General features: G+C 39.3%; 9 protein-coding genes. 4 read left to right on the top strand and 5 right to left on the bottom strand.

All coding sequences use genetic code 11. The features are described from left to right. Window positions 1–54 precede the first annotated feature (54 nt). The 3 genes from ACOWPH_RS01465 (at window position 55) to ACOWPH_RS01455 (ending at window position 3,534) form a co-directional block, all read left to right on the top strand. Window positions 55–2,241, top strand: coding sequence for a molybdopterin oxidoreductase family protein (locus tag ACOWPH_RS01465; RefSeq protein ID WP_096713173.1), 2,187 nt, complete (start codon window positions 55–57; stop codon window positions 2,239–2,241). Window positions 2,242–2,456: 215 nt separating this feature from the next. After that, window positions 2,457–2,915: a phosphate-starvation-inducible PsiE family protein gene (locus ACOWPH_RS01460; protein ID WP_015213647.1), complete on the top strand. Its 459-nt coding sequence runs from the start codon at window positions 2,457–2,459 to the stop codon at window positions 2,913–2,915. A 166-nt stretch (window positions 2,916–3,081) separates the two neighbouring features. Next, complete coding sequence (locus ACOWPH_RS01455) at window positions 3,082–3,534, top strand: nitrate reductase associated protein (RefSeq protein WP_042465839.1); 453 nt, start codon at window positions 3,082–3,084, stop codon at window positions 3,532–3,534. Window position 3,535: 1 nt separating this feature from the next. Here the strand turns inward: ACOWPH_RS01455 and ACOWPH_RS01450 are convergent, their stop codons facing one another. Beyond that, window positions 3,536–3,760, bottom strand: a complete 225-nt coding sequence (locus ACOWPH_RS01450) for a hypothetical protein (protein WP_042464735.1) — start codon at window positions 3,758–3,760, stop codon at window positions 3,536–3,538. A gap of 11 nt (window positions 3,761–3,771) precedes the next feature. Here ACOWPH_RS01450 and ACOWPH_RS01445 point away from each other — a divergent pair, with 11 nt between their 5' ends. Then, window positions 3,772–5,142, top strand: a complete 1,371-nt coding sequence (locus tag ACOWPH_RS01445) for a PrsW family glutamic-type intramembrane protease (RefSeq protein ID WP_015213645.1) — start codon at window positions 3,772–3,774, stop codon at window positions 5,140–5,142. Window positions 5,143–5,435: 293 nt separating this feature from the next. Here ACOWPH_RS01445 and ACOWPH_RS01440 read toward each other — a convergent pair whose 3' ends face one another. The 4 genes from ACOWPH_RS01440 to ACOWPH_RS01425 form a co-directional block, all read right to left on the bottom strand. After that, window positions 5,436–6,059, bottom strand: a complete 624-nt coding sequence (locus ACOWPH_RS01440; RefSeq protein WP_015213644.1) for a hypothetical protein — start codon at window positions 6,057–6,059, stop codon at window positions 5,436–5,438. 400 nt (window positions 6,060–6,459) lie between these two features. Next, the gene (locus tag ACOWPH_RS01435; protein WP_015213643.1) at window positions 6,460–8,037 is read right to left on the bottom strand and encodes a CHAT domain-containing protein; all 1,578 of its coding nucleotides are present in this window, start codon (window positions 8,035–8,037) and stop codon (window positions 6,460–6,462) included. A gap of 222 nt (window positions 8,038–8,259) precedes the next feature. Then, a complete protein-coding gene (locus tag ACOWPH_RS01430) occupies window positions 8,260–10,227 on the bottom strand; it encodes a protein phosphatase 2C domain-containing protein (RefSeq protein ID WP_015213642.1) in 1,968 nt (655 codons plus the stop codon). An 89-nt stretch (window positions 10,228–10,316) separates the two neighbouring features. After that, complete coding sequence (locus ACOWPH_RS01425) at window positions 10,317–10,673, bottom strand: NAD(P)H-quinone oxidoreductase subunit M (protein WP_042464729.1); 357 nt, start codon at window positions 10,671–10,673, stop codon at window positions 10,317–10,319. Window positions 10,674–11,925: the final 1,252 nt, after the last annotated feature.

Below are 11,925 nucleotides of genomic sequence, written 5' to 3'. Positions count from 1 at the left end.
TCATCCTCTCTGCGCCTCTGCGTCTCTGCGTGAAATAAAAAAATTATAATTACCATGAATGAATTCACAAAAACACTTTGCCCTTATTGCGGTGTTGGTTGCGGTTTAGAAGTTTCCCCACCAGCACAACATGGAAAAGCCACAAATAGAGATAGTCAAGGAACTCCAACTTGGCGAGTTAGAGGTGATAAATCTCATCCTTCTAGTCAAGGAATGGTATGTGTTAAAGGTGCAACTATTGCTGAATCTTTAGATAAAAATAGACTTCATTATCCAATGATGCGTGATTCTTTAGATCAAGAATTTCGGCGTGTTAGTTGGGACGAAGCTTTCAATATTATTAGCCAACGTATTCAAACATTACGGTTACAGAATGAAACAGATTCCATTTGTATGTATGGTTCTGGACAATTTCAAACTGAAGATTATTATATTGCTCAAAAATTACTCAAAGGTTGTTTAGGTACTAATAATTTTGATGCTAATTCCCGTCTTTGTATGTCTAGTGCGGTATCTGGGTACATTCAAAGTTTTGGTGCTGATGGGCCTCCTTGTTGTTACGATGATTTGGAATTAACTGATTGTGCTTTTTTAATTGGTACGAATACAGCCGAATGTCACCCGATTGTTTTTAATAGATTAGCGAAATATCATAAGAAAAATCGTCATGTGAAAATGGTAGTTGTTGATCCACGTCGTACTCCTACCGCAGAAGCCGCAGATTTACATTTAGCTATTCGTCCTGGTACAGATATTGATTTATTAAATGGTATTGCTCATTTATTAATGAAGTGGAATTATATTGATACATTATTCATGGATGAGTGTACTAGCAATTTTCCAGCTTATGCGGAAGTAATTCGTCACTATTCTCCTGATGTGGTGTCACGTCAATGTGGTATTAGTATTGAAGATTTAGAAACTGCTGCTAAATATTGGGGCAAATCAAAATCAGTACTTTCTTTATGGTCGATGGGTGTTAATCAATCTACAGAAGGTACTGCTAAAGTTAGAACTATTATTAATTTACATTTGATGACGGGACAAATCGGTAAACCTGGTGCTGGTCCCTTTTCTTTAACAGGTCAACCTAATGCGATGGGAGGAAGAGAAGCGGGAGGTTTAGCACATTTGTTGCCAGGCTATCGGTTGGTAAAAAATGATAAACATCGGGCAGAAGTTGAGGATTTTTGGGGTTTAGAAAGGGGAAGAATTTCACCTGTTTCTGGTTTAACTGCTTGGGATATGATTACTAGTTTGGAATCTGGAAATGTAGGTTTATTGTGGATAGCTGCAACTAATCCGGCTGTGAGTATGCCAGATTTAGAACGCACTAAAAAAGCGTTGTTAAAATCTCCTTTGACTATTTATCAAGATGCTTATTACCCTACGGAAACATCAGCTTATGCTCATGTTTTATTACCTGCGGCACAGTGGGGTGAAAAAACTGGGATAATGACTAATTCTGAAAGAAGAGTAACGTTGTGTTCAGCTTTTCGTGAACCACCAAGGGAAGCAAAAGCAGATTGGGAAATTTTTGCAGAAGTAGGACGACGTTTGGGTTTTGAGGATAAGTTTGCTTTTAATAACTCTGCGGAAGTTTATGCGGAGTTTGTACAATTAACTCGTTACCGTCCTTGTGATATGTCGGGTTTGAGTCATGAGATGTTAGCAATACAAGGTGCAACTCAGTGGCCATATCCAAAAGAAAACAGGAAGAAGTTAGATGGAAAACGTCTTTACACAGATTTACGCTTTCATACCTCTGATGGACGCGCTAGATTTGGGGCATATTATTCCAAAGGACTCGCAGAACCACCTGATCCTAATTATCCTTTTATATTAACTACTGGGCGACTTTACGGACATTGGCACACGCTAACGCGCACAGGGAGAATTGAGAAAATTCGCCAAATGCACCCAGAACCGTTTATTGAGATTCATCCCCGTGATGCTGCGGCGTTGGGAATTATTGATCATCAGTGGTTGGAAGTGCGATCGCGTCGTGGTAAAACTAAGTTTCCCGCTAAAGTCACCAAAGCTATTTCTCCTGGTACTGTCTTTATCCCCATGCACTGGGGTAAGCTATGGGCTGATGATGCTGAAGCAAACAATCTCACCCATTCAGAATCTTGTCCCGATTCCCTCCAACCAGAATTAAAAGCTTGTGCTGTGCAGCTAGTTCCAATTCTTGTAGAAAATACCGTTCAAAATTATCAACTTCAGTCTTCACAATGGTAAGCTTCTAAGTGAATTCCTCATTAATAAGTTGGTAATAGAGTCAATAATCTATAGTTACGATTATTTTTTTTGATTCTTGATTTGGAGAAATAAACACCTGAGTGCTTGTTTTTTCTTGACTTTAGGCAGTTAAATCGGCTTAAGTCCTATTACCAAACAGGCAATTGCCTTCATGAGGATTTTTAAATTTTTATTGAAGCATGGAACACTACCTAATGAAGAAATTATTTAAGCAAATTAAAACTTTGACCTGCGATGATAACTTCATGTACCTCATTGAAAACATCGTGGTCGTGGTTTCTAAGATTCTCTCTATTTTGATGATGGTGGTAATTTTTGCTGCTATTGGAGATCTGAGTTTCTTTCTGTTTAAAGAGTTGTTCAATGTAACTTATGGTAACTTTAATACCATTTTATTTAAGGTATTTGGTTTATTTTTAAATGTTTTAATTGCTTTGGAAATTTTAGAAAATATCACAGCTTATATACAAAAACACGTCTTGCACGTAGAATTAGTAATTGTGACTTCTTTGATTGCTGTCGCCCGAAAAATTATTATCTTAGACCTGGAAAAAGTCACAGGCATTGATATTATTGGTTTAGGAACTGCTGTACTTGCCCTTTCAATTAGTTATTTCATAATTCGTGCTAGTAGGCCAAATAGTAGAAATTAGTTTATTCCTATAGGACTCCTATTTGATTTTTGAACAAACTCAGTACACCATATATTCCTTGTTTTCTGTTCCCTATTCCCTATTCCCTGTTCCCTACCTCTACGAGTAAATTTAGGAATCAAACCGGATTCCTATAGATAATATCTGAAATTTTAAAGTTTATATGATAGGCGATTTTTTTGAATTTGAGGCAGATTTTGTTAATGCTCTCCGTTGTATACCGATGCTGGTACGTTACAAATTAGATACTTGTGGAATAAAACTCAAATTGTCTGATTGGAATCAAATGACTTTATCAGAACGTGCTATTTTAGTTGAGTTGCCTTGTTCCACAGCAGCCGAAATTAAATTTTACCAAGAGTATCTACAAAAATTTATTTTAGACCATACAGGTATACCAGCTACCCGATTACCAATTGACCCTATTCCCCCTTGGATGGATGTTACAACTGTACCACCTACCATTTTGGAGAAGGCACAAGCAATAGGCCTTACCATCACGTTACACCAGTGGTTGGGGTTAACACCCTTACAACGTTTTGCTCTGATTAAACTTAGCCTTTCAGGACATGAAAACAAAAACTTTCCCAGAGCATTAACAGAGTTTAATTTGATTTAGTTCAGTGGTCAGTAGTCTGTTTTCCGTCATAAAATAACCAAGAATCGACATTGGTTAGTTTCTGGATTTTAAATTTGGTATTTTGTATTTTTAATTGGAGCAAAGCAACGGTTGGTGCAGCTATAGTGGATTTAGCAATGGTGCTGCTGTTAATATGACCAAGGTTAAATCTACTACCAACACATTTGATAGTATGGCGTAAGCCATAGAATTTGTTTAGACACACTCACTAACTCGATGACAGGCAAAAACGCAAGACATAATGCATTTCTGCGGCTAGTGTCTAGTAAGGTCGTAGCTTCTGGTTCAGAATCTCGCTACTCACTACTTCCCAGTCAAGAGATGGTCATTGGACGCGACCCCAGCTGCCAAGTTGTCTTGGATGCCATGATGTACCGGATGGTATCTCGTCGTCATGCAGTGGTTCGTCCCCTCTCTTTATCTCCAGATAGCAAGTTCAGTTGGGTAATTTGCGATTTAAATAGCGCTAATGGCACTTTTTTAAATGGACAACGGTTGCAAGGTTCTCAGGAATTGCACCAAGGCGATCGCATTTCCTTGGGTGCTGATGGGCCGCAATTCATTTTCGAGTATGAATTCATCCCCCAACCAACAGTGATGACCGCTAACCAAGGGACAGTAATTGCATCGGGGAATCATCGTCAACGGCAATCACAGCATGATTCGGTGAGCTTTACACAACTGTTTCCTATTATTTCCACTGGTAAAGATCTAACTCGTAAAGCTTATCTTGTACCGGGAATATTAACAGTTATCTTTGTCGTGTTAATGTTTGGGACAGTCGGGAATCCCCAAGCAAATCAAGTTATTGTCGGGTCGTATATCGCCTCTGCTGCTTACTACTTTGTTTATCAACTATGTGGTAAACCTAAGCCTTGGTGGGTACTCATCGCTATGGCATTGAGTACAGCACTGATTTTGCTCAGTCCTTTATTAGATTTTTTTATCTTTGTCTTTCGCGTGATTCTGCCTGGTAGTTTACCTTCGTCTCAAGACTCGATTACCTTCACAGAATTACTGGTGCGAATGTTTTTTGGCGCTGGTTTGATGGAAGAATTTCTCAAGGCATTACCAGTATTGGGTGCATATTTTATCGGTAATTCCTTGCCATCACCTTGGCGAGAACGGATAGGGGTCTGGGAACCTCTAGATGGTATTTTGCTGGGAACTGCTTCGGCTGTGGGTTTCACTTTGCTAGAAACTCTTGGTCAATATGTACCTGTAATTACGCAAAATGTCACTCAACAAGCAGGGGTAGGAGCTGGTCAGCTGGTAGGTTTACAGTTACTGATTCCGCGCATTTTAGGCTCTGTAGCTGGACACATGGCTTACAGCGGTTATTTGGGGTATTTTATCGGGTTAGCTGTCCTCAAGCCGATGATGGGTTGGCAGATTCTTTCGGTTGGTTATTTGAGTGCCTCTGCACTTCATGCTTTGTGGAATGCTACGGGTTCTATTAATGCCTTGCTGTTGGTGATTGTGGGTGTTTTATCTTACGCTTTTTTGATGGCTGCAATTCTTAAAGCACGGGTTTTATCACCAACGCGATCGCAAAATTTCGCTACTCGCTTTCTCGAACCCAAATAAAATACTTATCAGGGACTAGGGGCTGGGCAATGGGGAGTAACATCTTTCTTCTGCTTCCTGCCTCCTATCACCTATCACCTAGTTCCCTAGATTTTTTATGTCTAAGGATATATGGTTTAATTTTCCTAATCAGTCTATATGTGGTTTATGCTGAGGCAGTTATGGCTAAAAAACTAAAATTCACCAGGTGAATTTGAGACACAGAAGCACAGAGCCACAAAAAATAAAAAGTAATTACCACCCTAATTCAATAGCAGCTCGTGAATGAGGGCATAAAATTAAGATTAGGTTTGTCAGCTAGAAAGTTGTTTGAGAGCATAGTCTGCGATCGCTAAACTAACTTTGGCCTGTTCTATTTCTGATAAACTAGACCACTCCCGATTTTCAATATTGCTGATTACAGATGTCAAATGTTGTTGCTCGCTACTTCGCATAGAGTATGCAAAAGGACGGGCTAAAACTAACAGGTCATCTGTGTCCCAAGTTGGTAATAAAGCTTGAATGCATTCTACTAGTTTCTCACTAGCTGATTGCTCTAAACTAATAATTGCCGCTGCTTTTTGAGCGATCGCATTTAGCCAATTGGCAGGAACACAAGCAGCAAAAGCACTATGCAAGGATGCTTGTAGACTTTTAGCTGGCTGTTCATCATGATCAGTTTTAGAATGATAAACTTGAGTCCAAATTGCATCGAGATTGTGATAAAAATCTTGCGTTTGTGTAGCCAGGTGTTCTTCTACTAAATCCTGCCACCCAAGCTGCTGCTCTAGTTTGTTAAAATACGCTTCTGATTCCTGGTCGTCAGGATTCCAGGGATAAGCAGCATCTTCAGGTTGTAGTAGTATTTCTAATAACTCTAGATCTACTGAAGATTTTAAATCTTGACAAGTATGTAAACCGTTGATTTTATTAATCATGTTTCACCTCATAATTAATTAGCCTTGTTGACAGCTACAACTGGAAGAATCAGATTTCCGCAAAAAATAATTGGACTTACCTGAGTTCGACATAAGATAATTTGTGGAAAACTCGCCCCCAGTAGGAGTCTCAAACCCTTATTCTCTCGCTCTTAAAAATCATAACTCCGTTCGCGTAGCGTCTCCAAACTCCAAACTCCAAACTCCAAACTCCAAACTCCGACCTCCAAACTCCAAACTCCGACCTCCAAACTCCAAACTCCAAACTCCAAACTCCAAACTCCAAACTCCAAACTCCAAACTCCAAACTCCAAACTCCAAACTCCAAACTCAGGTAGACTTGTTTTGTGTTCAGAGTAAATTGTTAAAGTCCAAAAATTCGCCGTTGCTTATTTCTTTCTTAGGGTTCTTCGATCAGAAACTCCCAAGTTTCAGCTTTAGCGCTACCAAACTTTAAATGCATTCCCGATGTTAGAGGCACTTCCTCGCGGAGAATTTGTTGCCATCCATTTGAACTTAGACACCAAGTTGTACCATAGGTAGAAAAATCTTGCAGATAGTAAGTTTGAACTGATTTAGTCCCAGTGAAAATACTTCGGCATAATATTTCGGCATGGCGTTTAGAAACATACAATTCGGGGATGATAATATCATTGTCCTTTGTGCGACCAATACGAGTGACACCAGAACGCAGTAACCAAGTTTTACCTTCTGGGGAGAGCGATCGCAAAGAAGCTGTGGGTATTGGAGAACCTAGTCCAGAAATAGCCGTATCGGGTAATTCTGTAACTCCTTCATCAATACCTTTAATCAGATCACCATGAAAATCTGGATGTAGGTAGAGAACTGGTAATGTCCAAGCAGGTTGATTGAACTTATAGATTGTTAACAGTTCTTGCCTAGCTGCTGCTACTGCCTCATCAATTGGTTTGCGCGATCGCAGTGCTTCTGCAAAAGCTTGAATAAAACTGTGACTTTCTTGGTCTGCAATTTCATCTCGCATTGCCAATACCGCAGGTACACCATGACGAATGAGTACTTCTGCTAAACTACTAGCTGGTATTGCCTGTTGATTAATTGTCGCTGGTTGCGCTCCCCAGCAAGCATTAAACACCCCAAGCTTTACACCTGTGCGAGTTAGTACTTGGGCTAATTCTATACCATTTAGGGTCATATCTGTCCCCAAAAATAATAAACCCCCATCTGGAGCAGGTAGACCGTGGCCAGCGAAGAAAAATACATTATAAGCTTTGGTTTCCAACTCTTGAATTAACTGTTGTGGAGTGGGTTGCAAGAGTGTCTTCACCATACAGGCTGATACAGAATTTTTACCAGATGGACTACATTCTGACAAGATTTTCTCCAGAATAGCAGCTTCTTTTTCCAATTCTAGATTGTCATCATGTCCTAAAACCAATAAGACATTTAAAGCTGGATCAGCTCGCAAATTTGGTAAAGGTTCAACTTCACTGGTAGTGCGACTAAATAAAATATCTTGAGAAAGAGATATTGCCGACTGTCCGGGTTCGCGCTGCATAATTTCCCAAGGTAGAGCAATCAGATCAGGGTCACGAATTTCTAAGCGAAAGCGCAAACGTTTATTTTGACCCATAGCCATCCCGCGACTACGTTCTAAACTACCTAGAATTGCTCCATCAAATACCCAACTCCATAAACTTATCCCCAAATATTGCATCAACCGACTACTGTAAGGACTTGTCGTTTGACCAACCAGGGGTGAACTCAAATCAATTGGTAATGTATTTAATCCTGGAGATGTCGATAATGAACCAATATCTATGGGGCTATGACCAGCAAACATTTGTTGCCATTCTTGCCAAATTTGACTAAGTTCAGTAGCAAAAACACAGTCACGCAAAACATAACCACTGGGATAGGGAGCCTTAACCACCCAAATAGCGAAGTTATCAGTGCCAGTATTTACCAGACGGGCGATCGCCAGATTCAGGCAGGACATGGATTTGTGGAAACTAAACTCTAAGAACAAATAATTGACAATAAACTCTTTTGTCCAGCAGGAATAAATTTGTACCTAGTGAATTTTTGATTTTGTTTATTACCTGCATTATCATATCCTATGACGGTGATGATAATCACTGATGTAGTGTGACGGAAATAACTATCCAGTTAAAAAGCCTTCTATAATCTGATCAAAAAGCTTTCTTGCTACCTCCAAGTACTAAGGTGGGGGCGGTTGACCAACTGGTGCGGGCGAAAAATCTTCCTGTTTATCCAAGGTTTCTGGTGAAGGTGTTTCGGTTATTGTTGGTTGTGGACTAACAAATGGAATTAGGGGATCTGTAATTCTAGAAGGTATCTGCCGTTGGATTTTGAGCCAATATCCCAATGAACCTGCTGCTAAAAGTACTCCTAAAAGAATTAGTAATTGGAGTGGTAGTTGAGAAGCACGCACCGGCTTAGTTTCGGGAATTACCTGAGTTTGCTGATGAGAATTGCCTAAAGTTGTGCTGTTTGTTGTTCTTGGTGTTAAATCTACCGTTTTGCTGGCTGAAATAGTAGTAATAATGTCTGCTTTGAGTGCCACTTCTGGTTCGGAGTATTTGACTTGAGAATGCACTAAAGCGATCGTGACATTATCATGTCCATTTTTTGTATTAGCTATTTCTATCAGTCGCTGGGCAGCATTTTCTATATTTGTATCACCAGAAATAATTGGTAAAATTTCTGTTTCCCAATACTCTTCCACTCGGTCAAAATCACTTAAACCATCGGATGTAAGGAGAAAAACTGCATCTTCGTCTATGATAAATCGTTGGGATGTGGGATGCAATGAGACACTTTTACCCATCCCTAAAGCTTGGACTAAAGAACCAGAACCACTATGTTGTAATGCTTCACGATAAACAGCATAGCCTAAACGCACCTCACGGGAAGCCACATCATCATCTAGAGTAACTTGATAACAACCGTGGCGTGTAATCCAGTAGGCACGACTATCACCAATATGGGTAATATACATTTCATGGGCAATGGGTAAGGCCATGACCAAGGTTGTTCCCATCCGTTGTCGTCCTTGGCGATGTTCCGTGTCATTGCGTTGACTAATTTTATCATTTACAAGTGCTACGGCCTGTTCCAAATCATTTAACAGCAGCAAGGGGTCTATATTTTCATAAGGAACAGAAGTTAGTTCTTTTACCTGCTGCTGAATGGTTTCAATGGCTAAACTTGATGCTATATTGCCTCCTTCATGCCCACCAATACCATCACAGACGATAGCTAAGGCAGTTTGTTGGGGAGGCTTACTCACAACTACACCACTAGAAGGGTAACAAGCATCTTCGTTCCGTTGACGACTAGGTCCTGTGTCTGTTTGCGTGACAATTTTAATGGTGGTTTGGGTAGGTGAATTCCGACCCGATGAGGTTTGTCCTAATCTTGCCAATCCTTGATCTAAAACTTTAATTAATAGCTCAGATGTGTTAATTTCGCCGTGAATGAGAGAATTGCTAATTTGCTTAACAAATTCAGCTATGGCTGGTTTTGCTTCTTTGAGCAGTTGTTGCCAAAATTCTCCTAATTGCGATAATGTTGGTGCTGTTTGTGAATCAAAATGTAATTCTAGTAACCTTACTAAAGACCCTTCAACTCGTAATAAATTGGAGTCTAATAAGCTAGAGGCGACTCCTTCGGTCCAAAGGGGTTGCCACAAATGAGCTAACTGCCATAGCCAATTCATTTGCCGCATTGATGAGGCATCACCCCAAGCCGTTGTTAGCTTGCTGCACAGATGGATTTGAGAGTCTGCACTATCAGCTACTAGGGGTGGTTGTTCTAAGAGTAATAGAGATTGACCCTCGTTAATAGAGAGCATTCCATATATTTGCGGGATGTGTAAGCGGTAAGGAATTAGCTTAAGATAAGCTTTAATTTGCTGTAAATTATCTAATTCAGGTATTTGGGGTAATAAACCAGGCTTGAGGTCAAAGATTATTGATTGATTAATGACTAGATAGCGATCGGCTAAAATTTCTCCAGGAATACCCAAGTTCAAACTATCTCCCACTGCCCGGAGGTAACGCTTGGGTAAAGGTGTGGAACATCTCTGGCAAAACTTGTAGGTCAGGGGGTTAGCAGCTTGACAATATTCATTTGGGCAGTAGAGCGTTGCCGCGTCATTTTCCATATTTGTCGAACCGATCAGCGATTGGCAATTTATTTAACATTATTTTTTGGTGAGTTACAAAATTTATAACTCACCAGTAACTCATAACCTTATTGATTTGCGTTGGCTGCAACTCGGGGTAGTCCCATGCTGTAGTTAGTCACACGGCTAGAGAGATTGTAGCTAATTTCGCCTTTTTGTAGGAGCGATCGCAGATAATGCTCCAGGTCTGACCCAATTCGGCGTAAGTTATAATCTGTGAGATCTACACCACTAGAGGCCTCTACCAGTTCATCAAACTTGCGATAAACTTTTTGCAGAGTGTCTTCATTCCAGTTAAATTCGTTGTCTGGGTCAATATCTAACGTCAATACATGATTACTAGGAACTAGTTCATCCTTGTCCATTTCCGCCGCAAAAATGCGAATATGACGGGTTGTGGACTTGAGCAGCATCGGGTTATCCATAAAAATGTGTAAGATATTGGTTAATTACACTGCAATCATTTTAACTGCTGTGCCTGAGCTTCATTCTCTCAACTTACAAGCTTTTAGCGCAGCTTTAGCTTCCTGTGGAAGATATTTTGTGAACTTTAACTAGCATACTGTCTCGGTTGGTTACTACCACTACTAAAATTTTAGAGTTTGAAGCGGATTCGGCGGCTAAAGCCAAGCGAGCAGATGCGGTTTAATTTTGTCACACGACACACATTAAAATAATTATACTCTAACATTTTCCTAATCTTGCAGGAAATTTGTCAGCAGAACGGTGAAGAGTAGACAAAAAAGGTGCAACTTCAAAAAGCAGGATATTTTTGTATTAACTTTAGCTTTTTGGTACTGAGAATTGTTAATTTTTACTTGGATTAATTCTGATTTTACACATCAGTTATTTCTTAGTCATCAAGCGTTAAAATCAGTTTCTTAATCTTAATATCCATCCTTCAAAATACCCCAAGTAGCGGTATTATATTTGAGCAAGACTTGAAAAATTAATCACTTATCGAGTCACTGAAGCGGAAAAAGAATTGCTCAAGCAATATTATGAGCAAGAGTCAAAAATCAAATTGATGTTTTGTGGGAGTTAATGAGATGATGGAAACGGATGCTCAAATCTGAAATTTCAATGATTTTTTCAGTATGGCTAGTGATATTTAAAACTCGCTGTACTTTTTTGTAAAATTCTGGGCTAAAATATTCTAGTTTATTCTGTGTGATACTTCCAGAACGAAATTTTTACAGTTCATAATTTTACTGATTAACTCCTTCTAACCTCACTGATAAAAAAGCGCACATTTAGTAATTTAACTTAAATTGTTCATTATGCTACCTAGCTTTAATCAAAGACAAAATCCAGCATTTTTGCTTAAGTAAAACTACTTAATAGCCCGTAAAAATAAAACTGGTGATTGACGTTTAGATAAAGTTGATGTAAAAACTTTTAACAAGGTTTGGAAAGTTCTTACAGAAACTTTATTGTATGGAATCTTAAAAACTGAATAATAGTTTATGACTCACATAAGCCATAACTAGCACAGGATCATTAAAAACTAGACAGTAAAAATCTACATGGCACACAATAGGAGAATGAAAAATGGAATGTAAATTTGATGGATGAGGAAAAAATCTTAATTCAAACACCTCTTTGTATTCACAAAAAATATAAAGAATTTTTTTCTGAATCTTTAGCTCCTCAACTGCATGAACACCAAGTAAAGGA

It is taken from the genome of Anabaena sp. PCC 7938 (genome assembly GCF_049315035.1).
GTDB lineage: Bacteria > Cyanobacteriota > Cyanobacteriia > Cyanobacteriales > Nostocaceae > Anabaena > Anabaena cylindrica.
Note: the sequence above shows the minus strand (reverse complement) of the source record. Positions and strands in the feature narration are given on the sequence as shown.

Bases quoted from the DNA above. Each gene is read 5' to 3' on its own strand.
- ACOWPH_RS01465 (WP_096713173.1), top strand. From the start codon at position 55: ATGAATGAATTCACAAAAACACTTTGCCCTTATTGCGGTGTTGGTTGC.
- ACOWPH_RS01460 (WP_015213647.1), top strand. From the start codon at position 2,457: ATGAAGAAATTATTTAAGCAAATTAAAACTTTGACCTGCGATGATAAC.
- ACOWPH_RS01445 (WP_015213645.1), top strand. From the start codon at position 3,772: ATGACAGGCAAAAACGCAAGACATAATGCATTTCTGCGGCTAGTGTCT.
- ACOWPH_RS01440 (WP_015213644.1), bottom strand. From the start codon at position 6,059: ATGATTAATAAAATCAACGGTTTACATACTTGTCAAGATTTAAAATCT.
- ACOWPH_RS01435 (WP_015213643.1), bottom strand. From the start codon at position 8,037: ATGTCCTGCCTGAATCTGGCGATCGCCCGTCTGGTAAATACTGGCACT.
- ACOWPH_RS01430 (WP_015213642.1), bottom strand. From the start codon at position 10,227: ATGGAAAATGACGCGGCAACGCTCTACTGCCCAAATGAATATTGTCAA.
- ACOWPH_RS01425 (WP_042464729.1), bottom strand. From the start codon at position 10,673: ATGGATAACCCGATGCTGCTCAAGTCCACAACCCGTCATATTCGCATT.